This window comes from uncultured Pseudosulfitobacter sp., from assembly GCF_963976325.1.
Classification (GTDB): domain Bacteria; phylum Pseudomonadota; class Alphaproteobacteria; order Rhodobacterales; family Rhodobacteraceae; genus Pseudosulfitobacter.
In genome coordinates, this window is sequence record NZ_CAXBJW010000007.1 from 1 (window position 1) to 25,024 (window position 25,024).

General features: G+C 63.2%; 19 protein-coding genes and 1 riboswitch. Of the genes, 10 read left to right on the forward strand and 9 right to left on the reverse strand.

From position 1 onward, the window contains the following. Positions 1–60: 60 nt before the first annotated feature. The 4 genes from AAC077_RS15285 to AAC077_RS15300 all read right to left on the reverse strand — a co-directional run bounded on the left by AAC077_RS15285 (position 61) and on the right by AAC077_RS15300 (position 5,494). Positions 61–948: a metallophosphoesterase gene (locus tag AAC077_RS15285; RefSeq protein WP_339771106.1), complete on the reverse strand. Its 888-nt coding sequence runs from the start codon at positions 946–948 to the stop codon at positions 61–63. 325 nt (positions 949–1,273) lie between these two features. Further along, on the reverse strand, positions 1,274–1,729 hold the full coding sequence (locus AAC077_RS15290; RefSeq protein WP_339771108.1) for a DUF6634 family protein: 456 nt from the start codon (positions 1,727–1,729) through the stop codon (positions 1,274–1,276). A gap of 86 nt (positions 1,730–1,815) precedes the next feature. Then, on the reverse strand, positions 1,816–2,865 hold the full coding sequence (locus AAC077_RS15295; protein ID WP_339771110.1) for an AAA family ATPase: 1,050 nt from the start codon (positions 2,863–2,865) through the stop codon (positions 1,816–1,818). A gap of 334 nt (positions 2,866–3,199) precedes the next feature. Beyond that, positions 3,200–5,494 (reverse strand): adenosylcobalamin-dependent ribonucleoside-diphosphate reductase, encoded by a 2,295-nt coding sequence (locus AAC077_RS15300; RefSeq protein WP_339771113.1) that lies wholly within the window; start codon positions 5,492–5,494, stop codon positions 3,200–3,202. A gap of 143 nt (positions 5,495–5,637) precedes the next feature. On the opposite strand from AAC077_RS15300, the gene AAC077_RS15305 reads away from it, so the two are divergent. Further along, entirely contained in the window at positions 5,638–6,072 is a 435-nt protein-coding gene (locus AAC077_RS15305; protein ID WP_339771115.1) for a DUF1489 domain-containing protein, read from the forward strand. 65 nt (positions 6,073–6,137) lie between these two features. Here AAC077_RS15305 and hisG read toward each other — a convergent pair whose 3' ends face one another. The 3 genes from hisG to hisS are packed head-to-tail and all read right to left on the reverse strand — an operon-like array spanning position 6,138 to position 9,411. Beyond that, on the reverse strand, positions 6,138–6,824 hold the full coding sequence (gene hisG, locus AAC077_RS15310) for an ATP phosphoribosyltransferase (RefSeq protein WP_339771117.1): 687 nt from the start codon (positions 6,822–6,824) through the stop codon (positions 6,138–6,140). Then, positions 6,821–7,903: an ATP phosphoribosyltransferase regulatory subunit gene (locus AAC077_RS15315; RefSeq protein ID WP_339771119.1), complete on the reverse strand. Its 1,083-nt coding sequence runs from the start codon at positions 7,901–7,903 to the stop codon at positions 6,821–6,823. Before AAC077_RS15315 ends, hisG begins: the two co-directional genes overlap by 4 nt. After that, entirely contained in the window at positions 7,900–9,411 is a 1,512-nt protein-coding gene (gene hisS / locus AAC077_RS15320) for a histidine--tRNA ligase (RefSeq protein WP_339771121.1), read from the reverse strand. The genes AAC077_RS15315 and hisS overlap by 4 nt, the downstream gene beginning before the upstream one ends. Positions 9,412–9,539: 128 nt before the next feature. Between hisS and AAC077_RS15325 the strand changes: the two genes are divergently transcribed. Continuing rightward, positions 9,540–9,734, forward strand: coding sequence for a SlyX family protein (locus AAC077_RS15325; protein ID WP_339771123.1), 195 nt, complete (start codon positions 9,540–9,542; stop codon positions 9,732–9,734). A gap of 141 nt (positions 9,735–9,875) precedes the next feature. Here AAC077_RS15325 and AAC077_RS15330 read toward each other — a convergent pair whose 3' ends face one another. Further along, complete coding sequence (locus AAC077_RS15330) at positions 9,876–10,871, reverse strand: hypothetical protein (protein ID WP_339771125.1); 996 nt, start codon at positions 10,869–10,871, stop codon at positions 9,876–9,878. Between the two features lie 108 nt (positions 10,872–10,979). Then, positions 10,980–14,492, reverse strand: coding sequence for a DNA polymerase III subunit alpha (dnaE, locus tag AAC077_RS15335; RefSeq protein WP_339771127.1), 3,513 nt, complete (start codon positions 14,490–14,492; stop codon positions 10,980–10,982). A gap of 210 nt (positions 14,493–14,702) precedes the next feature. On the opposite strand from dnaE, the gene xdhA reads away from it, so the two are divergent. The 8 genes from xdhA to bluB all read left to right on the forward strand — a co-directional run bounded on the left by xdhA (position 14,703) and on the right by bluB (position 25,018). Then, positions 14,703–16,094: a xanthine dehydrogenase small subunit gene (gene xdhA / locus AAC077_RS15340; RefSeq protein WP_339771129.1), complete on the forward strand. Its 1,392-nt coding sequence runs from the start codon at positions 14,703–14,705 to the stop codon at positions 16,092–16,094. Next, positions 16,091–18,388, forward strand: coding sequence for a xanthine dehydrogenase molybdopterin binding subunit (gene xdhB / locus AAC077_RS15345; protein WP_339771131.1), 2,298 nt, complete (start codon positions 16,091–16,093; stop codon positions 18,386–18,388). The genes xdhA and xdhB overlap by 4 nt, the downstream gene beginning before the upstream one ends. After that, on the forward strand, positions 18,385–19,335 hold the full coding sequence (gene xdhC / locus AAC077_RS15350; RefSeq protein ID WP_339771133.1) for a xanthine dehydrogenase accessory protein XdhC: 951 nt from the start codon (positions 18,385–18,387) through the stop codon (positions 19,333–19,335). Before xdhB ends, xdhC begins: the two co-directional genes overlap by 4 nt. Next, positions 19,332–20,846, forward strand: a complete 1,515-nt coding sequence (locus AAC077_RS15355) for an ABC transporter ATP-binding protein (RefSeq protein WP_339771135.1) — start codon at positions 19,332–19,334, stop codon at positions 20,844–20,846. Before xdhC ends, AAC077_RS15355 begins: the two co-directional genes overlap by 4 nt. Before the next feature lie 69 nt (positions 20,847–20,915). Next, the gene (locus AAC077_RS15360) at positions 20,916–21,998 is read left to right on the forward strand and encodes an ABC transporter permease (protein WP_339771137.1); all 1,083 of its coding nucleotides are present in this window, start codon (positions 20,916–20,918) and stop codon (positions 21,996–21,998) included. Beyond that, positions 21,998–22,918 (forward strand): ABC transporter permease, encoded by a 921-nt coding sequence (locus AAC077_RS15365; RefSeq protein WP_339771139.1) that lies wholly within the window; start codon positions 21,998–22,000, stop codon positions 22,916–22,918. Before AAC077_RS15360 ends, AAC077_RS15365 begins: the two co-directional genes overlap by 1 nt. A 28-nt stretch (positions 22,919–22,946) precedes the next feature. After that, positions 22,947–24,020 carry a BMP family ABC transporter substrate-binding protein gene (locus AAC077_RS15370; protein ID WP_339771141.1) on the forward strand — a complete coding sequence of 358 codons (1,074 nt, stop codon included), beginning with the start codon at positions 22,947–22,949 and terminating at the stop codon, positions 24,018–24,020. 87 nt (positions 24,021–24,107) lie between these two features. After that, a riboswitch (cobalamin riboswitch) is annotated at positions 24,108–24,288 on the forward strand. Between the two features lie 49 nt (positions 24,289–24,337). Beyond that, the gene (gene bluB / locus AAC077_RS15375; protein WP_339771143.1) at positions 24,338–25,018 is read left to right on the forward strand and encodes a 5,6-dimethylbenzimidazole synthase; all 681 of its coding nucleotides are present in this window, start codon (positions 24,338–24,340) and stop codon (positions 25,016–25,018) included. The last annotated feature ends 6 nt before the right edge of the window (positions 25,019–25,024 follow it).

A 25,024-nucleotide genomic window follows, 5' to 3' on the forward strand; every position in this document is an offset into this window, starting at 1 on the left:
TTCGACTACGCCGCCGTAGCGGCCGAGACTGGCCTGAAGGTCCGGTCTGGGCCGGTCGCTTCAAACGACTGGCTTACTCACCGCACGGATCTGAACCTCCGCCTGGCCTGCACGCGTCCTAAAATGTGCGAAACCCAATTGAGGTCTGTACGCAGCACCGATATCGAGTGCGACCGTTCGATAGTCATCAACTCCGTCACAGATATCCAAATCCCCGGCTGCGACAAGGTCCTGGCGCACCGCGGGCGTGTGGCCATGCACGACGACAGTCGGTTGTTGCTCGCGCCGCTTCGGATCAGGATCGGTGACGTCCCACCCGCCGCGGTGGGTCAAAAAAGTATGACGGATATTCGCCCAGTGATCTTCCATTTTGATGAAGCGGCGGGACAGCCCCAGAAAGGCTGCGCGGTTCTGAAATGGATGTATTCCTGCATGCACGAACAGGAGGTCACCAAGATAGAGATGGGTCGCCCCCGAAACCATTGCTCTCAGATATTCAGGGTGCAGATTATCTTTCAGCTTTGCCGCTATCTCCTCCCAACTGTGCGTTTCTGCCGACAGACCAAGCTCGGCCATGACCCTGTCACCGCCCAGCATTCCCCAGAAGTCGAGATACTTTGGGTCTTCGAGCGCCAGCATCAAAACAAGATCATGATTGCCGGGAAGAACATGTAGATCACCCACATCCGCAAGCTGCCCGGCTCTCATCGCCAGATCAACAGCACGGATGGATTCTGGTCCCCGGTCAATAAGGTCGCCCAAAAAGACGAGATGCCGTTTGTGCGCTTCGCGTGGGGTATTCCTGATTTCGCCGAGTACCTGCTCAAGTAGCTTAGCCTGCCCATGGACATCGCCGACTGCAAAAATATCGATGTCTTCTGGAAGAGACCCGGGAACGTCGCGCCAGGGCAAGTAGAAGGAATTGAAGGTTGTCAGTCCATCGGGCATGTTGATCTTGTCCGTACTGGTTGAAGCTTCGTAGCGGCCCCAAGCGATGTCAGTCTTAGGCGGGATCCAGTCTCCCTCTCAAACCCAACGCAGGGGAACCGGTTTCCGCTCCAGCGATATCTCCCCTGTAAGTCCGGTTCGCTTGCTTCTGAAAAGGGCAACACGATCCGGGCAGGAATTTCGAGGCGGCATGTTCCTACGCTGTAATTTCCATTGACGAAACCTCCCCCGCGCGAGACGCACTTTGTGTTGCGCACGCGAGCATGCTTTCTGCCGCTGGCGTTCTTCGAAAGAAAAGAATTTTGGTTCATCATCATTTGACATGTCAGTCACCCTCGGCCCCGGCCTGCAAAATGCGATCGCGCCAAGCAGACAAAAGCAAGGAAAGTTTGGTAATGTCGTCCAATGACTGGCAACCGGGCATATTTAGTTGCAAGAAGTTAGGCCGATCTTCTTCGCTCACGCCGAGACCACGTGCTACCTTCGCTTCAAGGTCGGCGAAAGGACACGACAGCTGGTACCAGCGCGAGGCGGTGCGCGCCCACCCAGCCTCAGAATTGATCCCAACGAGCTGGGAGGTCGTAATCCATCTCGATCCGAGGCGGGGATGACCCGAGACCATGCCGAAAAGGAACGGTGAGCCCTTGGGCGTCACAAGGGAGCGCCAATGATTGAGAATAGGCGCATTGACGAGATCGGATGCGGATGGGCCAGTGTCAGCGGCGGCAAGCGCAGCGATCAGCTTTTGCGTCCAAAGCTTTTGAGTATGATTAAAAGGCATGGAGTGTATCCTGAATTGAAATGGGGGGAATTTGATCGGACCGAAGTTGGCCAGCGGTTCTCAGCCTTCGCCCGGGCCGCTTCTGTTCAGTGCAAAAGGGGGCGGTTGATGTTTTGTTCGACTGAATCCAACATCCGTATGACCGACCGCAGGCTGACGAGATGCGGCGCCTGAATCGCCTCGATGACCTCTTTCACGGCATCAATGGCATCATGTGGCAATTGGCGTCTTACGCCTTCACGATCTGCAAAACTGATGAGGTGGTTCATGGAGAGCGATGACAGCTGCATCGGGGGACAACGGCTCAGGAAAGGCGCTGACAGACCGTTCACACTGTTTGCTGTCAGAATCCATGTTATCCAAGACATGTCGAATGGCACTCTGTAATAGGGACAGCTCCAGCTTTGTGCAGTCAATCGCTCGAGGAGCGGCAATAAGCCTTGAGATAAATCATATGATTGCCCTTTCGTGGAAACCGCTGGGCCCGCTTTCTCGATCTCGTCGACCACGACCACAGGATTCGCAATCTGAGAGGCCATGATCGCTTCCAGAACCCTTCCTGGGCCCGCTGATCCCCATCCCTTTTGAGACCCCGTAACCGCAAATGCGGCCGGCTCACCTGTGGCCTCTATGATTGTCGTCGGCACGGAGAGCTGCGCGCCCAGCAGGCGAGACCAGTGGCTCTTGCCGATCCCTGGCGGACCGACGAGGAGCATCGGCCGGACAAGGGGCGCAGGATCGCCGTTGCGGACCGAAGCCCGCATCTCGTGCAAAAGACGCTCTGTTGCAGGAGCCATCCAAGGCATCTCAGTGTGGAGACAACTGGCGATTTCGTCAGCGCGGTGCTCGGTCTCCACTGGCTGTACTTGTGCGCCATTGCGGAAAACCTCAAGTCGCGCACGGTCCTTCGGGTCAAGATGATCCATGCCAGATCGGCGTGAAACCGCGCTGAGATACGCAGCCGATCTCCGTTTGATTTTTAGCCGGTCCGAGTCGGACAGCGCGTAGTCAAATTTTGGGCTACCAATCTGTTCTCTGAAACGATCTAGGAACTTCTTTAAACGGACTTCGATGTCGTAGCCCGAAGGGATGTTGTGATCCGGGAAACTGACGTCGGCAAATTTTATGCGTGGCATTGAATGTCCTCTCATATCCGGCACGCCCAACTTGTGGCGGCCAGCATTTGGCAGCGTGGGGCTGCCAAGGGTTTCAGTAAGAGGATCCGGATCCTTGAGAACGAAATGAGAACATTTTCATAGGTACGTCAATGCTGGCGCTGACCTTTGGACAGCCGTCCTTGGATCAGAATAAGCGCACCGCGCATTTCACCATAAGCCATTGATATAAAACAAAACCACCGCCAACTAAGGTTGACGGTGGTCATTTGGTCTGTGTGGAAAGGTCAAAAAAACAGTGGAAATGGACATTTATTGGTGGGTCTCACACTTTCTTAGTGCGTCTCAAACTCTCTCACCCGCACTTGCTGTACCCGCACGACGCACAGGTCATGCAGCCTTCGACCATGCGCAATTCGTAGCTGCCGCAGGACGAGCACGCCTTGCCGCGGGGGGCTGCGTTCTCAAGCTCGACCACTTTCGCCGTCGGGTCGGTTTTCAGGCCCATCCCCTCGCCCGCGATAAAGCCTGTGACGATCATGTGCTGTTCGATCACGCCGCCAATCGCGGCCAGGATCGACGGGATGTATTTGCCGCGCATCCATGCACCACCGCGCGGGTCAAAGACCGCCTTCAGCTCTTCCACCACGAAGGACACATCGCCACCGCGCCGGAACACGGCCGAAATCATCCGCGTCAGGGCCACGGTCCAGGCGAAATGCTCCATGTTTTTCGAGTTGATGAACACCTCGAACGGACGGCGGCGGCCGCCGATCACCACGTCGTTGATGGTGATGTAAATCGCGTGCTCGCTGTCGGGCCATTTGACCTTGTAGGTGTTCCCTTCCAGCGTTTCGGGGCGGTCCAGCGGGTCGGCCATATAGATCACGTCGCCATGCGGCTGCATCGGTTCGGCGTCGGAATTGGCGATGACCTCGGGGGCGGCTTGCTTGTCTTCCGACACGCTCAGCACGCTGCCGGTCACGTCGTTGGGGCGGTAGGTTGTGCAGCCTTTGCAGCCGGTGTCCCACGCCTGCATGTAGACATCCTTGAACGCGTCAAAGCTGATGTCGGCGGGGCAGTTGATGGTTTTGGAAATCGAGCTGTCGATCCATTTCTGCGCCGCCGCCTGCATTTTGACGTGGTCGGCGGGGGCCAGTGTCTGGGCGTTGACGAAATAGTCGGGCAGCTCGGCGTCGCCTTTCAGGTCGCGCCACAATTGCACGGCGTAATCGACCACCTCTTCCTCGGTGCGCGATCCGTCCTTTTGCAGCACCTTGCGGGTATAGGCATAGGCAAAGACCGGCTCGATCCCCGAGCTGACGTTGCCCGCATACAGCGAGATGGTGCCGGTGGGCGCAATCGACGTCAGCAGGGCGTTGCGGATGCCATGGGTGCGGATCGCGTCGCGCACGTCGTCGTCCATGTTCATCATGTTGCCCGAGGCCAGGTAGGCGTCGGCGTCGAACAGCGGAAAGGCGCCCTTTTCCTTGGCCAGGTCAACCGAGGCCAGATAGGACGCGCGTGCAATCGCTTTCAGCCAGGCCTCGGTCTGGGCCGCAGCCTCGTCCGAGCCATAGCGCAGGCCGACCATCAGCAGTGCGTCGGCCAGACCGGTGACACCCAGACCGATGCGACGCTTTTGCTGCGCCTCGCGTTCCTGTTCGGGCAGCGGGAATTTCGATGCATCCACCACGTTGTCCATCATGCGGATGGCGGTGGCGACAAGGCGGGTCATCTTGTCTTCGTCCAGACCGGCGTTTGCGCCGAACGGATCGGCCACCAGCCGCGCCATGTTGATCGACCCCAGCAGGCAGGCGCCATAGGGCGGCAGGGGCTGTTCGCCGCACGGGTTGGTGGCGGCGATGGTTTCGCAATAGCTCAGGTTGTTGGCGGCGTTGATCCGGTCGATGAAGATCACGCCCGGTTCGGCATAGTCATAGGTCGCCTGCATGATCTGGTTCCACAGGTCCAGCGCCTGCACGGTTTTGTAGACCTTGCCATCGAACACCAGATCCCAGGACGCATCGGCCTTCACGGCTTCCATGAACGCGTCGGTGATCAGGACGCTGACATTGAACATGCGCAGACGGGCGGCGTCGGACTTGGCTGTGATGAAATCGCCGATGTCGGGGTGGTCACAGCGCATGGTGGCCATCATCGCGCCGCGGCGGCTGCCTGCAGACATGATGGTGCGGCACATGGCGTCCCAGACGTCCATGAACGACAGCGGGCCAGAGGCATCTGCGGCCACGCCGTGCACATCCGCGCCCTTGGGGCGGATGGTGCTGAAATCATAGCCGATGCCGCCGCCCTGCTGCATGGTCAGCGCGGCCTCTTTCAGCATATCGAAAATGCCGCCCATGCTGTCGGGCACTGTGCCCATGACAAAGCAGTTGAACAACGTGACCTTGCGCGCGGTGCCTGCCCCGGCGGTGATGCGGCCGGCGGGCAGGTACTGGAAATCTTCCAGCGCGCCATAAAAATTCTCTTCCCATGTGGCGGGGTCTTTTTCGACCTGTGCCAGATCGCGGGCGATGCGGCGCCAGGTGTCTTCGACCGTCACGTCCTTGGGCGTGCCATCGGCTGCCTTGAACCGGTATTTCATATCCCAAATTTGTTCTGCGATCGGGGCGGCAAAGCGTGTCATGGCGTCGATTCTCTGGCTTGTGGAAAGATAACCAAGATGCCTGACCCGGGCTGAAATCACAACCTCAAACCACTACCTATTGAAGCCCTCCCTGCAAAAGCTACATCATAGAGTATGGGGGATATGATTCTGTGGGTAACTCTGTGAACAAACCATGTGTAAACCTGATCAAGCTGAGCGTTGGCACCGAAAATGTCGATGATCTGATCGCATGGCAGTCCGGCAAACAGGCGCAAACCGCCAAGGGCCAGCCCCGTCACGTGACCCGCATGTTTCCCAAACGGGTCGATGAAATCCTGAACGGCGGCTCGATCTACTGGGTGATCAAGGGCGTCATTCAGGCCCGCCAGCGCATTCTGCGTCTGGACGAGATCACCGGCGGCGACGGCATCCGCCGCTGCGCCATCGTGCTGGAGCCCGAGGTCATTCGCACCCAGACCAGCCTGCGCCGCCCCTTTCAGGGCTGGCGTTACCTGATGCCCGCCGACGCGCCACCCGACCTGCCCAAGGGCCGCGAGTCGGAAGAACCATTGCCCGTCGAGCTGAACCGCGCGCTGGCAGAAATCGGCGTGCTGTAACCGGCTTTCTTTTGGCGAAAAATATCCCCGCCGGAGGCTCCTGCCCCCGGCAAAGTGCGCATCGCTCAGCCCAGACGCGCCAGAACTTCGGACATCGCCTTGCGGTCCTCATCCGCCACATCGGCCACCCGCGACCGCCACAGCGTCGCCTGCGACCGCAGGATCAGCCCGTCGGACAACACTTTCAGGTGGTTCGCCCGCAGCGTCTCGCCGCTGGATGTGATGTCGGCAATCGCCTCGGCGGTTTCATTGGCGACCGTGCCTTCGGTGGCGCCCTGGCTGTCAACGATGGCATAGTCGGCCACCCCTGCGTCACGCAGGAATTCGCGCACCAGACGGTGATACTTGGTGGCAATCCGCAGGCGGTAGCCATGTGTCGCCCGAAACGCCGCCGCCGCCGCGTCCAGATCGTCCAGCGTGTCCACGTCGACCCAGGCCTGCGGGACCGCCACGATCAGGTCCGCTTCGCCAAAGCCCATTTCCTCCAGCGGTTCGACCTGCTGTTCCCACAGCGGCAGCTTGTCCTGCACCAGATCGGTGCCGGTCACGCCCAGATGGATGCGCCCCGCCGCCAGTTCGCGCGGAATCTCGCCCGCGCTCAGCAGCACCAGCGACACGCCGTCGATCCCCGTCACGGCGCCGGCGTATTCGCGGTCAGACCCTGTGCGGCTGAGCCGGATGTTGTGGGCCGCAAACCAGTCGAATGTTTTTTCCATCAGCCGCCCCTTGGACGGCACACCCAGTTTGATCATGCGCCTGCCTCCAGTTCGGCCATCAGGCCGGGGCGCAACACGGCCCCCACCGCCGGAATTTCCGCGCCGCCGCCCAGTCTGCGGGTCAGCGCGTCATAGCGCCCGCCGCTGACCACCGCAGGCAGATCGGCGCGCCCTGCGGCATAAAAGCCAAAGACGAAGCCGTCGTAATATTCCATCGACGTGCGGCCATAGCTGGCCTCGAAATCCAGCGTATCCACGTCCACGCCCCGTGCCACCAGCGCATCGGATCGCGCGGCCAGCCCTTCGACCGCGTCCGCAATCGACGGCATGTCCACGGTCAGATCGCGCAGTTGCGACAGGGCAAAGGGCACGGTTTCACGCACGTTCAGCAGCGTATCCAGCAGGTCCATCTCGCCGTCGCTGATCGGTTTGGCGGCGGCGTCGGCGTGCAGCGCGCTGATGCGTGCCTCGATCTCGGCATCGGTGCGGACACCGATCAGCGGTGCGGCCCCCAGACGCGGCTGCGGGTTGGCCAACAGCGCCTTGCGGCTGGCGGGCACGGGCGTGCGCCCCGCGAACCGGTCCAACAAGGCGCGGAACCGACGCGGGCGCCAGATGTGGCGCAGCAGGGCGGCGCGCCGTGCCTCGGTGGTGCGCAGACCGTTGACTGCGGCCGTCAGAATGCCGATGTCGCCGGTGGCCGCGCGCAGGTTCAGCCCCGCGACGGCTTCGGCCATCAGCGCGAACACTTCGGCATCGGCGGCTGCCGGATCGGCGCGGTCGAACACCTCGAACCCCACTTGCAGGAATTCGTTGGCGCGGTCTGGGTCGTCCTCTTGCCGGCGAAACACCTCGCCCGCGTAGGTATAACGCGCGGGGTCTGCCCCGTGCGCCATGTGCATCTGCACCACCGGCACCGTGAAATCGGGCCGCAGCATCTGTTCGCCACGCAGCGCGTCGCTGGTGACATAGGCCCGCGCGCGGATGTCTTCGCCGTAGAGGTCAAGCAGCAACTCGGCGCTTTGCAGCATTGGCGGCTCGACCACTTGTGCGCCTGCGGCCTCGAACCGGTCCCGCAGGGCAACCGCCTTGGCACGGCCTTCGCGGGTGATCATGGGTCTTGTCCTTCGAGGATTTCGCGCACCTTGGCCAGCATCTGGTCACGGGGCACTTCGAACTGGCTGGGCCGGTCCTTCCATTCCTCGTGGGTGGCGGTTTCCGCGATCTTGGCGCCAAGGATCAGGTCCTTGATCTGCACGACACCGCGTTCCTTTTCGTCGCCACCTTCGATGATGGCCACGGGGCTGCCGCGTTTGTCGGCGTATTTCAACTGGTTGCCAAAGTTCTTGGGGTTGCCCAGATAAACCTCGGCGCGGATGCCGGCCTGTCGCAGTTCGGCCACCATCGCCTGATAGTCAGCCATCCGAGCGCGGTCCATCACGGTGACAACCACGGGGCCTTGCACGGCGCGTTCCATCCGACCCTTGGCGGTCAGGGCGGCCAGCAAACGGTCGACGCCGATGGACACGCCGGTCGCGGGCACTTCCTGTCCGGTGAAGCGTTTGACCAGATCGTCATAGCGCCCGCCGCCGGCGACTGACCCGAACTGCCGCTTGCGGCCTTTCTCGTCAAAGATTTCAAAGGTCAGCTCGGCCTCGTAGACGGGGCCGGTGTAGTAGCCAAGGCCGCGCACGACCGAGGGATCAATCTCGATCCGGTCGGGGCCATAGCCGCCTGCCGCCAGCAGATCCGCGATCTCTTCCAGCTCGTCCACGCCGGTCTCGCCGGTCTGCGACCCCGCGACCAGTTCACGCAACCGCGCCACGGTGGCCGCACCGCTGTCGCGCTTGGCCTCCATGAAGCCCATCACAACGTCGGCCTGCGCCTCGCTCAGCCCCGCGCCGTCGGTGAAATCGCCGCTGTCATCCTTGCGCCCTGCCCCCAGCAGCGCGCGCACGCCGACCACGCCCAGACGGTCCAGCTTGTCGATGGCCCGCAGGACGATGCCGCGCTCGTGTTCCATCGCATCGGGGTTGGCGGGGTCCAGCACGCCCGCAACCTCCATCACACCGTTCAGCACTTTGCGGTTGTTGACGCGAATGATGTAGTCGCCGCGCGGGATGCCGACCTGTTCCAGCGTGTCGGCCAGCATCGCGCAAATCTCGGCGTCTGCGCCCATGCTGGCGCTGCCGACGGTGTCGGCGTCGCATTGGTAAAACTGCCGGAACCGGCCCGGCCCCGGCTTTTCATTGCGCCAGACGGGGCCCATTGCATAACGGCGATAGGGGCTGGGCAAATCGTTGCGGTGCTGGGCATAGACCCGCGCCAGCGGCGCGGTCATGTCATAGCGCAGCGCCAGCCAGTCGCCGGGCTTGTCGCCCTCGCCGTCCTCTTGCCAGCCGAAGACGCCCGCGTTGGGGCGGTCCACGTCGGGCAGGAACTTGCCCAGCGCCTCGACCGTCTCGACCGCGCTGGTTTCCAGCGCGTCAAAGCCATAGCGATGATAGACCCCGGCAATCGCTTGCAGCATCTCGGTCCGGGCGGTGACCTCGGTTCCGAAATAGTCGCGAAAGCCTTTGGGCGTTTCCGCCTTGGGGCGTGGGGTCTTTTTGGGCTTTGCCATGACAGGCTCCGATCGGATCAGCGTTCGCGCATGGGCTTACGATATGGGCCAGATGGGGGCAAGCACCTCGCGCCCCATTGCAAGCGGTGGCAGGATGGCCCACATGGGCACCAACAAGGAGATCCCGCATGGAACAGCTCGAAGAACAGATCGCCCACCTGATCCGCACCGTCGACGATCTGTCGGATATTGTCGCCCGCCAGGAAGGTGAAATCGCCACCCTGACCCGCCGTGTCCACATGTTGATGCAGCGCGAGGGCGAACGCGAATCCCAGACCACTGGTGGCACCGTGGTCGGTGACGAACGCCCGCCGCATTACTGACGGCTTCGGCCCGGTGGCGGCCCGACCCTTCGGGGAGAGTTTATCGGGCAAGATGAAGCAAAGGCCGCGCGTGCAAGCCCCGATTCATGGCTTCTCTGGTTTAAAAAATCCCCCCCGGAGGGTCGGCTGGCGCCAAGCCGCTTAGGGCGTTTTGATCGCCGCCGCCATCACCTGACCGTCGTGCAGCAGGATGTCGGACCAGCGGGCGTTGTTGCCGAAGTGTTCGTAGGTGCTGATAAACACCGTGTCCCGCTCAAGCCGGCTGATGGCGCTGCCGCAGGGTTTGCGTTTGCCGACGCGGCAGATTTGCGATTTGATCTTTTCATAGGCTTTGTCGGTGTCGCTGTAGGGGTATTCTTCGGAAGGTTGCCCGTAGCGCAACTGCTCGTGCATCGACGGCGCGCCGAACATGGCCAGTGCGGCGGTGAACTGGCGCGGGCAGCCGTCGGAAAACCCGGTGACATAAAAGGTACGCGCCGCGGTGCTTTGCGGGTTGCTGTCATAGAGCGTAAAGCCGTTGCCCTGTGCGGGCGCCTTGTCGATCCTGGTGCCCAACTGTTTGGGGTTCGCATCACACACCCGTGCAATGGCACCATAGGGCAGCACAGCGCCCAGCGGCACATCCAGCATGTCGGGGCCCGCGGCACGTGCCGCACGACCGCCGCCGAACAGGCCGCGCCGTTTTGTGTCCGAAACCTGCGCTTGCGGGGCGACTTCAGGACTGTCGGGGGACAAGGATGCGGTTTGCACGGTGGCTGCGGGCGCATCGTCTTGCGGGGCCGGCGTGCCGCGCAACAGGCCGAACAGGCCACGGCGCTTTTCCGGTTCGACCAGCGCCGTCACCGCGGCCTCTTCAGGTTCGGCTTCCGTTTCGGCGGTGGGCACATCATCGCCGGACCCGTCCTCGGCGCGCGTATCCTCGGCGGCAGCTTCGGCTTCCGGTGGGGCCGCCTGATCCGGTGCGTCTGTCTCTTTGCCCTTGAACAGGCCGGCAAAGAAACCGCCCTCGCGGGCCAGTTCGTCGGACGAGGGCAAGGCAGCGGCTGTGGGTTGATCGTCGGCCAGTTCCACGTCGGCGATGTGTTCGACCTTGTCCAGCGGATCACCGCAGCCCGCCAAGGCAAGCCCAATTGCCAATCCTGTCAAAGCCTTGCGCACGCCGCACCTCCTGCATCTGCGTGCGCAAGTGTTAACGCAAGGGTTGCGCCGGTGTCCACCAAGTCGGCGCGGCGGGCCAGCGCCTGCCTAAATTTCCTCGACCGACACCACGCCGCCCAGGCTTTTGATCGCGCCCTTGATTTGCGGGTTCACCGGGAAATCATCGCCCAGTTCCACGTCAACCTCGCCGTTCAGCCCCGCGCCCATCAGGCAGAGTTGCACCGGCCCGCGCCCGATGGCGCGCTGGCCTTGGGCGGCCCCTTCCAGCACCGTGGCGATCGAGCCGACCGCGCCTGCGTCGTTGATGAACACACGCAGCCCCATGCCGCCCACATCGGCCACCACGGCATCAATCGGGGCCACGGACCGCGCCAGCAGCTTCAACTGATCGCTTTCCATCGTCGCCTCGGCGGTGATGATCACCTTGGCCCCGGTGACCAGAAAGTCCTGCGATTTTTCCAAGGCCTCGGAAAACAGCGTGACCTCGTAGGCGCCTGTCGTGTCCGACAGTTGCGCAAAGGCAAAGCGGTTGCCCTTGGCCGACTTGCGGATCTGACAGCCCGCGACCACGCCCGCCAGTTTGGCATTCTTGGCGCCGCGCCGTTCCACATCGGCGATCACCTCGTCCAGCGTCTGCACGCCCTTGCGTTTCAGCGCACCGGCATAGTCGTCCAGCGGGTGACCCGACAGGTAAAAGCCCACGGCCTTGAACTCTTCGCTCAGCCGTTCGGCGGGCATGTAATCATCACCCGGAGAAAGGCGAGGTTCTTCACCAGCCTCCGCCCCTCCAAGCAGGTCTGCCATAGCCCCGTCTTTAGGATAGTGAACGTCCGCGCTGTACTTAGAGAGAGATTCAATTGAATCGAACACCCGGCGGCGGTTGTTGTCGAGCTGGTCGAACGCCCCCGACCGCGCCAGCATTTCCAGCGGACGCTTGCCCACCCGTTTCAGATCAACCCGCCGCGCCAGATCAAAGAGCGTGGCAAAGGGCTTGTCCACCCCGTCCACCTTGCGCCCTTCGGTCACCAGCTTCATCGCCTCTAGACCCACGTTTTTCAGCGCGCCCAGCGCATAGACCAACGCGCCATCCACCACTTTGAACGTCGCATCAGAGCGGTTCACGCAAGGCGGCACCCACGGCAGGCCCATCGCCTTGCGGACCTCTTCGAAGTAAATCGCCAGCTTGTCTGTCAGGTGGATATCGCAGTTCATCACACCGGCCATGAATTCCACCGGGTGGTTCGCCTTGAGCCATGCGGTCTGATAGCTGACCACCGCATAGGCCGCCGCGTGGGATTTGTTGAAACCGTAGTTGGCGAATTTGTCCAACAGGTTCCAGACCTCCATCGCCTTGTCCTTGTCGACGCCATTGGCCTTGGACCCTTCCAGGAACTTGGGCCGCTCGGCGTCCATCGCTTCCTGAATTTTCTTACCCATCGCACGGCGCAGCAGGTCGGCACCGCCAAGGCTGTAGCCCGCCATTTCCTGCGCAATCTGCATCACCTGTTCCTGATAGACGATGATGCCCTGAGTCTCGTCCAGAATGTGGTCGATGGTCGGGTGCAGGTTCTCGCGTTCGCGCTGGCCGTTCTTGACCTCGCAATAGGTCGGGATGTTTTCCATCGGACCGGGACGGTAGAGCGCCACAAGGGCCACGATGTCCTCGATACAGGTCGGTTTCATCCGCTTCAGCGCGTCCATCATGCCGCTGGATTCCACCTGGAACACGGCGACCGTCTTGGCGGCGGCGTAGAGCTTGTAAGAGGCCTCGTCATCCAGCGGGATGGCGTTGATGTCGTTCTCGGTCCCCGGCGCGGGTTCATATAGCTGCGTGCCGTCCGCGCCGATGTGCAGGTCGCGCCCCGCCCCGCGGATCTGGTCCACGGCGTTCTGGATCACGGTCAGGGTTTTCAGACCCAGAAAGTCGAACTTGACCAGACCGGCCTGTTCCACCCACTTCATGTTGAACTGCGTCGCGGGCATGTCGGACCGCGGGTCCTGGTACAGCGGCACCAGCGCGTCCAGCGGGCGGTCGCCAATGACCACACCGGCGGCGTGGGTCGATGCGTTGCGCAACAGCCCCTCGACCTGCTGGCCGTAATCCAGCAGCCGTTTGACCACCTCTTCGTTGCGCGCCTCGTCGCGCAGGCGCGGCTCGTCGATCAGCGCCTTGGCGATGCTGACGGGTTTGACGCCCTCGACCGGGATCAGTTTCGACAGACGGTCGACCTGCCCGTAAGGCATCTGCAACACCCGCCCGATGTCGCGCACCGCCGCCTTGGACAGCAGCGCACCGAATGTGATGATCTGCCCCACCTTGTCGCGGCCGTATTTCTGCTGCACGTAGCGGATCACCTCTTCGCGGCGGTCCATGCAAAAGTCGATGTCAAAGTCGGGCATGCTGACCCGTTCAGGGTTCAGGAACCGCTCGAACAGCAGCGCGTAGCGCAGTGGATCAAGGTCGGTAATCGTCAGCGCATAGGCCACCAGACTGCCCGCCCCCGACCCACGGCCCGGACCAACGGGGATATTCTCGTCCTTGGCCCATTTGATGAAATCGGCAACGATCAGAAAGTAGCCGGGGAAGCCCATGCCCTCGATGATGTCCAGCTCGAAATCCAGCCGTTTCTGGTAATCCTCCACCGACGCCGCATGCGGGATCACCGCCAGCCGCGCTTGCAGGCCCTCGTTGGCCTGACGGCGCAGCTCGACCACCTCGTCATCGGCAAACTTCGGCAGGATCGGATCGCGGCGATAGGCCATAAAGGCGCAGCGTTTGGCGATTTCCACGGTGTTCTGGACCGCCTCGGGCAGGTCGGCAAACAGGGTCACCATCTCGGATTGCGATTTGAAATAGTGCTGGTTGGTCAGGCGACGGCGGTCCTGTTGCTGGTCGACATAGGCGCCCTCGGCGATACAGATCAACGCGTCGTGCGCCTCGTACATATCCGAGGCCGGAAAATAGACGTCGTTGGTGGCGACCAAAGGCAGGTCCATCGCATAGGCCATCTCGACAAAGGGCTGCTCGGTCAGCTTTTCGGCGTCGGGGGGGCCATCCGAACCGGGGTGGCGCTGTAATTCGACATACAGACGCTGCGGGAAGGCCGCGGCCAGCCGGTCCATCATCGCCTGCGCCGCGGGGCGTTGACCTGCGCGCAAGAGCTGGCCCACGGGGCCCTCGGGCCCGCCTGTCAGACAGATCAGCCCCCCTGATAATGCCTCAAGCTCGTCCAGCGTCACCTGCGGCAACTGCCCGTCGCCTTTCAGGTACAGGCACGAATTCAGCTTCATCAGGTTTTCGTAACCCGTCTCGTTCTGGGCCAGCAGCACCAGCCCCGCAGGCAGGCGCGGGCGGTCGCCGGGGCGGGTCTCGACCCATGTCAGATCGACCTGGCAACCGATGATCGGCTGGATACCCGCCCCCGACAGGGTCACGGAATATTCCAGCGCTGCGAACATGTTGTTGGTGTCGGTCAGCGCCAGCGCGGGCATGTCATGTTTTTTGCACAGGTCGGGCAGCTTTTTCAGCCGCAGCGCGCCCTCCAGCAGGGAATACTCGGAATGGGTGCGCAGGTGAATGAATCGGGGATCATGGGGCATGGCCCAACCCTAACGCCGCGCCGCACCCCCTGCCAGCGCATTGACGCCTTTCGCGCCACTTTCCGGTGCCTGCCCTTGGGTACATCGCCAAATCTCTTGCAATGCAACACCTTGCCCGCCTAGGCTGAACGCCAACACGCCCGCGCGCCGTCTACGCCACATCGACGCCGCGCCTTGTCGGGCATTGGTAGGGTGGCAGGTCAGAACCTCATGAACGTGTCTTTTCGTCTGAACGGAGAGGACGTCACGGCGACAGATGTCTCCCCCACGACGACACTCCTCGACTGGCTGCGCGAAACCCGCGGCCTGACCGGCACCAAGGAAGGCTGCAACGAAGGCGATTGCGGCGCCTGTTCGGTGATCGTCACCGATGCCGACAGCGCCCGCCCGCTGAACGCCTGCATCCTGTTCCTGCCGCAACTGCACGGCAAAGCCATTCGCACCGTCGAAGGCATCAGCGCCCCCGATGGCACCCTGCACCCGGTGCAACAGGCGATGATCGACCACCACGGGTCGCAATGCGGCTTTTGCACGCCCGGCTTTGTCACCACCATGGCCGCCAACCACCTGAACGGTCGCACCGACCATGACACCGCGCTGGCGGGCAACCTGTGCCGCTGCACCGGCTACGCCCCGATCATCCGCGCGGCCCAAGCCGCCCAAAGCGCGCCCGTCCCCGCCCACATGCACGACACCCCGCTTCTTTTGGCCAAAAATATCCCGGGGGAGCCGCAGGCGGGGGCAGAGCCCCCAAACCACCCCACCACCCTCGACGCCTTTGCCGACTGGTACGCGGCCCACCCCGACACCACGCTGATCGCGGGTGCCACGGATGTGGGCCTGTGGGTGACCAAGCAAATGCGCGATCTGGGGCAGACCGCGTTCCTGACCCATGTGGACGGCCTGCGTGGAGTGACGGTCAGCGATGACGTGATCACCATCGGGGCGATGACCACCCTGTCAGACTTGCACCCCGTCATGGCCGAACACCACCCCGCCTTTGCCGAGCTGATCCGCCGCTATGGATCCGCACAGGTGCGCAATGCCGCGACCCTCGGCGGCAATGTCGCCAACGGCTCGCCCATCGGTGACGGCCCACCGGCGCTGATCGCGCTGGATGCGACCGTTCATTTGCGACGTGGTGCCGACACGCGCAGCCTGCCCATTGCCGATTTCTTCATCGACTATGGCAAACAGGACCGGCAGAAGGGCGAGTTCCTGACCCATATCACGGTGCCACGGGGCGCAGACCACCTGCGCTGCTACAAGCTGTCGAAACGCTTTGATCAAGACATTTCCGCCGTTTGCGGATGCTTCTGGATCGAAGTTGCGGAGGGCACCATCAAAACCGCCCGCATCGCCTTTGGCGGCATGGCGGCCACGCCCAAGCGTGCGCCCAAGGCTGAAGCGGCGCTGACGGGCCGGCCGTGGAGTGAAGACACAGCGCGCGCCGCGATGGCCGCGCTGGCGCAGGACTTCACCCCCCTGTCCGACATGCGCGCCAGTGCCGCCTACCGGATGGAGGCCGCGCAGAACATGCTGTTGCGGGCATGGTCCGAAGACCAAGGCGCGCCAACATCGGTGCTGGAGGTCCGCGCATGAGTGTCGCACAACCCCTGCCCCACGACGCCGCCCGCCTGCATGTGACGGGGGCCGCGCGTTATGTGGACGACATCCCGACGCCGCGCGGCACGCTGCATCTGGCCTTTGGCACCAGCACCGTCGCTGCCGGAACACTGACCGCGCTGGACCTTGACGCGGTGCGTGAAAGCCCCGGTGTGGTTGCGGTGATGACGGCTGGCGATCTGCCCTTTGACAACGATGTATCGCCCTCGAACCATGACGAGCCGTTGCTGGCGACGGATGCTGTGCATTACATTGGCCAGCCGCTGTTTCTGGTCATCGCCACCAGCCACGGTGCTGCCCGCCGCGCGGCGCGGCTGGGCCGTGCGACGATTGAAAAGACCAAGCCGATCCTGACCATCGAACAGGCCGAGGCCGCCGACAGCCGGTTCGAGGATGGCCCCCGCGTCTATGCGCGTGGCGATCTGGACGCAGGCTTTGCCGATGCGCCGCACCGTTTGTCGGGGGTGATGGAGATCGGCGGGCAGGAACACTTTTACCTCGAGGGCCAAGCCGCCCTTGCCCTGCCCGGTGACAACGGCGACATGCATGTGCATTCGTCCACCCAGCACCCGTCGGAAATCCAGCACAAGGTGGCCGAGGCCATCGGCCAGCACATGCACGCCGTACGGGTCGAGACGCGGCGCATGGGCGGCGGGTTCGGGGGCAAGGAAAGCCAGGGCAACGCGTTGGCCGTGGCCTGTGCCGTTGCCGCCCGCGCGACGGGCCGCCCCTGCAAGATGCGCTATGACAGGGATGATGACATGATCATCACCGGCAAGCGCCACGACTTCCGCATCACCTATGACGTGGCCTATGACGACGCGGGGCGCATTCTGGCGCTGGACGTGCGCCACGACACCCGCTGTGGCTGGGCGATGGACCTGTCGCTGCCGGTGGCCGACCGCGCGATGCTGCATGCCGACAATGCCTATCACCTGCCCGCGGTGCGCATCACCAGCCACCGCTGGAAAACCAACCACCAGTCCGCCACCGCCTTTCGCGGCTTTGGCGGGCCGCAAGGGATGCTGGGGATGGAGCGGATCGTCGATCACGTGGCCCATGCCTTGGGCGCCGATCCGACGGCGGTGCGGCGGGCAAACTTTTATGCCTCCGGCGGGGATATTTCCGGCCAAAAGATACAGACGACACCCTATGGGCAAGAGGTGGACGATTTCATTGGGCACGAGATGCTGGCGCGGCTTGAGGACACGGCGGACTATGCCACGCGGCGGGCGGCGGTGGACGCGTGGAACGCGCGCGGCGGTGTGATCCGAAAGGGGCTGGCGCTGACGCCGGTGAAGTTCGGGATTTCGTTTACGCTGACGCATCTCAATCAGGCGGGGGCGCTGGTGCATGTCTATGCCGACGGGTCGATCCATCTGAACCACGGCGGGACCGAAATGGGTCAGGGCCTGTTCCAGAAGGTGGCGCAGGTGGCGGCCAGCCGGTTCGGTGTGCCGATGGAGGCTGTGCGCATCACGGCAACGGACACGGCCAAGGTGCCCAACACATCCGCCACCGCGGCATCGTCGGGGTCTGACCTGAACGGGATGGCGGTGCGCAATGCTTGCGACACCATCCGCGAGCGGATCGAGCTGCATCTGGCGCAGTTGCATCAGTGCAGGCCTGCCGATGTGGTGTTCAAGGACGGGCGGGTGACGGCGGGCGGCGTCGAGTACAGCTTTGCCGAGGTGGCGGCGCTGGCGCATCAGGCGCGGATCAGCCTGTCGTCGACCGGCTTTTACAAAACCCCCGAAATTTCGTGGGACCGGATCAAGGGACATGGCCGCCCGTTCTTTTACTTTGCCTACGGCGTTGCGGCGGTCGAGGTGGCGGTGGACACGTTGACCGGCGAGAACCGGATGCTGCGGGCGGATATTCTGCATGATGCCGGTGCGTCGCTGAACCCCGCGCTGGACATCGGACAGGTCGAGGGTGGTTTTGTTCAGGGCGCAGGCTGGCTGACCACCGAGGAACTGGTTTGGGATGACAGCGGCGCGCTGCGCACGCACGCGCCGTCGACCTACAAGATCCCCGCCTGCGGCGACCGGCCCGAGGTGTTCAACGTCGCACTTTGGGACGGCGAGAACCGCGCCGATACGATTTACAAATCCAAAGCGGTGGGCGAGCCGCCGTTGATGCTGGGCATTGCGACCCTGATGGCGCTGTCGGATGCGGTGGCATCCTGTGGCGACGCCTATCCCGATCTGCACGCGCCGGCCACCGCCGAACAGGTGTTGGCGGCCATTCACCGGGCGCGCGGCGCATGATGGATCTGGATGCCCTTGGCACTGCCATCGAGGCGCAGGGCCGCGTTGTGCGGATCGTGCTGGCCGAGGTGCGAGGGTCGGCGCCACGCGCGGCGGGCACGTCGATGCTGGTCTGGGGTGACGGGCTGTCGGGCACCATCGGCGGCGGGCGGCTGGAACTGGAAGCCATCCGCCATGCGCGCGAGATGCTGGCGCTGGATGCGCCGCCCGCGCGGATGGAAAAGCTGGCGCTGGGGCCAACGCTGAACCAATGCTGCGGCGGGGCTGTGGTGATCGTGCTGGAATGGTTCGACGCGGCGCGGTTTCGGGCCATCGAGACGGAGTGCGCCGGCGTCTGGGCGCGGCGGGTCAGCGGGGCGGCCCCTATGCCGACGCAGATGCAGCGCGCCTGTGCGCGGGCCGCTGATGGCGCGGTGCCGTTGCGCGCGATGCTGCAAGGCGGCTGGATGGCGGAATCGCTGTGGCAAGAGCGGCAGCAGGTGGTGATTTACGGCGCGGGCCATGTCGGCCGCGCGCTGGCCGGCGTGCTGAGTGACCTGCCGCAGTATGACGTGCTGGTCAGCGATGTGCGCGCGGGCGAGCTGGTGCAATTGCCGGGTGCGATTGCCCGCACTGATGCGGTGCCCACCGACGTACTGGCGCGTGCCGATGACCGCGCGGCGCATTACATCATGACGCCCGAACATGATTATGATCTGGAGCTATGCCACCATCTGCTGAACCGCGAGTTTGCCTTTGCGGGGCTGATCGGATCGGCCACCAAATGGGCGCGGTTTCGCAGCCGTCTGACGGCGCTGGGTCACGCCCCTGCCCGAATTGACCGCATCACCTGCCCCATCGGCGATCCGGCCCTTGGAAAACATCCCAAAGCCATTGCCGTGGGTGTGGCCGCACAGCTACTAATGGCGCGCAAGCCTTTGCCCGCCCTGACGAAAGAGACCGCATGACAGCCCTTCTGGACCTTTCCGGCGTGACCAAAGCCTATCCGGGCGTGGTGGCCAATGACAGCGTGAGCCTGACCATCCAGCCGGGCGAAGTGCACGCGCTGTTGGGCGAGAACGGCGCAGGCAAATCGACGCTGGTCAAGATGATCTACGGGTTGGTCAAACCCGACGCAGGGCAGATGGCGCTGAACGGGACGGGCTTTGCCCCTGCTGATCCGCGCGCGGCGCGGGCGGCGGGCATCGGCATGGTGTTTCAGCATTTTTCGCTGTTCGACGCGCTGACCGTGGCCGAGAACATCGCGCTGGGAATGGAAAACGCGCCGCCGATGCGCCAGCTTGCGGCACAGATCAAGGCGGTGTCGGAAACCTATGGCCTGCCGCTGGCGCCGCACCGGCTGGTGGGGGATCTGTCGGCGGGCGAACGGCAGCGGGTCGAGATCATCCGCTGCCTGCTGCAAGACCCCAAGTTGCTGATCATGGACGAACCCACCAGCGTGCTGACCCCGCAAGAGGTCGACATCCTGTTCACCACCCTGCGCAAGCTGTCGGCCGAGGGCACGGCGATCCTGTATATCTCGCACAAGCTGGAGGAAATCCGCAGCCTGTGCGATGCGGCGACGATCCTGCGATTGGGTAAGGTCGTGGGGCATTGCATTCCGCGTGACACGTCGGCCGCGGACATGGCGGAAATGATGGTGGGCAGCGCGCTGAAGCCGCCGCAAAAGGCCGCCGGACCCGTGGGCGATGTGCTGCTGGAGCTGCGCGGGCTGTCGTTGCCGCCGGCCTCGGACTTTGGGATGCCGCTGCGCGAGATTTCGGTTTCGGTGCGCGCGGGCGAGGTGCTGGGCATTGGCGGTGTCGCGGGCAACGGGCAGGACGAATTGCTGTCGGCCCTGTCGGGCGAGGTGCAAGTGCCTGGCGGAACTGTGTTTTTCAAGGGGGGCGACATGGGCCGGTTGGGGCCGAACGCGCGACGCGCGGCGGGCTTGCTGACCGCGCCCGAGGAACGGTTGGGCCATGCCGCCGCCCCCGATATGTCGCTGACCGAAAACGCCATGCTGACCGGTGCCGCGCGCCAGGGGCTGGAGCGCAACGGGCTGCTGAACTGGGGCGCGGCGCGCAGCTTTGCCAACCAGATCATCGCCGATTTCGACGTGCGCACGCCGGGACCGGGCAACGCGGCGCGGTCCCTGTCGGGGGGCAACTTGCAGAAGTTCGTGATCGGGCGCGAGATATTGCAACGGCCCGAAGTTCTGGTGGTGAACCAGCCCACCTGGGGTGTCGATGCCTCTGCCGCCGCCGCGATCCGGCAGGCGCTGCTGGATCTGGCCGAAGGCGGTGCTGCGGTGATCGTGATTTCGCAGGATCTGGACGAGCTGATGGAGATTTCAGACAATTTTGCCGCCCTGAACGAAGGACGGCTGAGTGCGGTGCGCCCCGCAGCAGGGCTGACGGTGGCCGAGATCGGTCAGATGATGGGCGGCGCACACGGGATGGAGGTGGCCCATGTGTGACCTTTGGATATTTGGCCGACCGGCCCTTCGGGGCGCGGTTATTTTGCAAGATGAAGATGGGGGCCGCGCATGATCAGGCTTGAGAAGCGGCCACAGCCAAGCCGGGCGATGGCGCTGGCCACGCCGCTGTTGGCGGTGCTGGCGACGATGGTCTTTGGCGGGCTGCTGTTTGCGGTGCTGGGCAAGGACCCGCTGCAATCCATCCTGACGATTTTCTGGCAGCCGCTGTTTGGAGAGTTTGCGTTTTATTACCGCCCGCAACTGCTGGTCAAAGGCGCGCCCTTGGTGTTGATCGCCATGGGGCTGGCGCTGGGGTTTCGCGCGGGCATCTGGAACATCGGAGCCGAGGGGCAGTACATCATCGGTGCGATCTGCGGAGCGGCGGCGGCACTGGCGTTCTATCCGCTGGACGCATGGTGGATTTTCCCGCTGATGGTCCTGTGTGGCGGCCTGGGCGGGTTCCTGTGGGCGATGATCCCGGGGCTGTTGAAGGTCAAGTTCGGGACCAATGAAATTCTGGTCAGCCTGATGCTGGTCTACGTGGCCGAGCAGCTTTTGTCGTCGATGTCCCTGGGGTTGCTGAAAAACCCCGAAGGCTATGGCTTTCCGGGTTCGCGGAACCTGCAACAATATGCATCCGCTCATAACGCAGAGATCATCGCCGGATCGGGGATGCATTGGGGCGTTGTGGCCGCGCTGATTGCGGTGATATTCGCCTATGTTCTGCTGACGCGGCACCGGCTGGGTTTTGCCATTCGGGTCACGGGTGAAGCGCCGCGGGCGGCCAAGTTCGGCGGTGTGAACCCCGCGCGGCTGGTGCTGTTCTGTCTGGGCGCGTCGGGGATGCTGGCGGGGCTGGCCGGCATGTTCGAGGTCGCGGGACCAGCGGGCCAGATCACCATCGACTTTAACGTGGGCTATGGATTTACCGCGATCATCGTGGCCTTTCTGGGCCGGTTGCATCCCATTGGCATTCTGCTGGCCGGTGCGTTGATGGCGCTGACCTATATCGGCGGTGACATTGCACAATCGCAGCTTGGCCTGCCCGCTGCCGCCATTCAGGTGTTTCAGGGCATGTTGTTGTTTTTCCTGTTGGCGCTGGATGTGCTGACCAACTACAGGCTGCGTTTCGGCGCGGCAGAGGTGGCGTGATGGACCTGTCAGTAATCAATCCGATCCTTTTGCTGGCCGCCCTGATGAGTGCGGCCACCCCGATCCTTCTGGCCGCCACGGGCGAGCTGGTGGTGGAACGTGCGGGCGTTCTGAACCTGGGCGTCGAGGGGATGATGATCGTCGGCGCCATCGCGGGCTTTATCGTGGCGGTGAACACCGGATCGCCCGCGCTGGGGTTCATCGGGGCGGCGGCGGGCGGTGCGGTGCTGTCGCTGTTGTTCGTGTTCCTGACACAGGTGGCGCTGGCCAATCAGGTGGCGTCCGGCCTTGGGCTGACCCTGTTCGGGCTGGGGCTGTCGGCGCTGATGGGGCAAAGCTATGTGGGGGTGAAACCGCCGCGCATGGCCGATCTGGACCTTGGCCCGCTGAGCGATATTCCGGTGCTGGGCCGCATTCTGTTCAGCCATGATGCGATGGTCTATATCGGGCTGCTGATCGTGCTGGGCGTCTGGGCGGGCCTGAAATACACCCGCGCCGGTCTGGTGTTGCGCGCCGTTGGGGAAAACCACGATGCGGCGCATGCACTGGGCTACAAGGTCAAACGCATCCGCATGGCCGCCATCCTGTTCGGCGGGGCCTGTGCGGGGTTGGGCGGGGCCTATATTTCGCTGATCCGCGTGCCGCAATGGACCGAAGGCATGACCGCCGGCGTCGGCTGGATCGCATTGGCGCTGGTCGTCTTCGCCTCGTGGAAGCCGTGGCGCGTTTTGCTGGGCGCCTATCTTTTCGGCGGCATCACCCAGTTGCAGTTGAATCTGCAAGGCGCGGGCGTTGCCATTCCTGTCGAGTATCTGGCAATGTCACCCTACATCGTAACGATCATCGTTCTGGTGATCCTGTCTGCTGACAAATCCCGCGCACCGGGTTCTCTGGGGCGCATTTTCCATGCCTCGCACTGAGGCCAATAAACCGGGGAGTATAACACTCATGACCTTCACCAAACTGATGGCCACGGCGGCCTTGACGCTGGGCCTTGCCACGGGCGCTTTTGCCCAGGACAAGACCAAGGTCGGCTTTGTCTTTGTCGGCCCCGTCGGCGACGGCGGCTGGACCTACGAGCACAACCAAGGGCGTCTGGCCCTGGAAGAAGAGTTCGGCGACAAGGTCGAAACCGTCTACGTGGAAAGCGTGGCCGAAGGCCCCGACAGCGAACGCGTTATGACGCAGATGGCGCTGGACGGTGCCGATCTGATCTTTACCACGTCGTTCGGCTACATGGACCCGACCATCAACGTTGCGGCCAAATTCCCGAACGTGAAGTTCGAGCACGCCACCGGCTACAAGCGCGCTGACAACGTTTCGACCTATTCGGCCCGCTTCTATGAAGGCCGCGCCATTCAGGGGCATATCGCCGGTGCGATGACCAAATCGAACATCGTCGGTTATATCGGGTCGTTCCCGATCCCCGAAGTGATCCGTGGCATCAACTCGGCCTATATCCATGCCAAGAAGGTTAACCCTGACGTCCAGTTCAAGATCATCTGGGCTTACACATGGTTTGATCCGGCCAAGGAAGCCGACGCCGCCAAGGTTCTGATCGAACAGGGCGCAGACGTGATCCTGCAACACACCGACTCGACCGCTCCGCAGGCTGCGGCGCAAAAAGCGGGCAACGTGATCACCTTTGGTCAGGCATCCGACATGGGGCAATACGCGCCCATGCCGCGCGTGTCCTCGATCATCGACAACTGGGCACCCTATTACATCGCCCGCACCAAGGCCGTGATGGACGGCACTTGGTCCTCGACAGAAACATGGGACGGTATTGGCCCGGGCATGGTTGGCATCGGCGAGATTTCGGACGCGGTTCCCGCCGAGGTCAAAGCCGAGGCGCTGGCGCTGAAAGACCAGATCGCATCGGGTGAATACCACCCCTTCACCGGCCCGCTGAAAAAGCAGGACGGCAGCGATTGGCTGGCCGAGGGTGAAACGGCCGATGACGGCACGCTGGCTGGCATGAACTTTTATGTCGAAGGCATCGAAGGCGACATTCCGCAATAAGCGCGGCTGACATCTGAATTTGAAAGGCTCCGGCAGCGTCCGGGGCCTTTTTTCGTCTGTGGGGCTTTTGTTCGTCGGCAATTTCCGTGCATCCTGCCCCTGTCTGGTGCCCGCCTGTCGGGAGAATCGGGAAGCCGGTGAAATTCCGGCACGTGCCCAACGCTGTAAGGGGGATGGCCTGCTGCACATGCCACTGGATCACTCCGGGAAGGCGCAGGGGGCCAGGCGATCCCAAGTCAGAAGACCGGCCAGACAGCACGGTGTGCCCCGCGTGGACGGCAGGGTGGCCGCATATACGTGTTGTTGGGGACCAAACAATGACGACATCCACCGCGCTGGCGCAGGCCGCGCCCTTTTCCACCGCTGAACGAGACGCCGTTTACAAAGCGATCCACACGCGCCGCGACGTGCGCGACCAGTTTCTGCCCGATCCGGTGGCGGATGACGTGTTGCGCAGGCTGCTGGAGGCGGCGCATCACGCGCCGTCGGTCGGCCTGAGCCAGCCGTGGAATTTCATCGTGATCCGCGCGCAACAAGACCGCGATCGCGTCTGGCGGGCCTTTCAGCAAGCCAATGCCGAGGCCGCCGAGATGTTCGAAGGGACCCGCCGCGAAACTTACACATCGCTGAAGCTGGAGGGCATCCGCAAGGCGCCGGTCAACATCTGCGTCACCTGCGACCGGTCGCGGGGCGGCAAGGTGGTGCTGGGGCGCACGCACAATCCGAACATGGATGTCTACAGCACCGTCTGCGCGATCCAGAACCTGTGGTTGGCCGCGCGAGCCGAGGGGATCGGCATGGGCTGGGTCAGCATCTTTCGGGATGCGGACCTGCGGGCCATTCTGGGCATTCCCGACCGGATCGAAATCGTGGGCTACCTGTGTCTTGGCTATGTCGACGAGCTGTATGACCGCCCCGAGCTGGAGGTCAAAGGCTGGTCGCGCCGTCTGCCGCTGGAAGAAATGATATTTGACGGCAGATGGCAGGGTGAGCCTTGAGCCTGT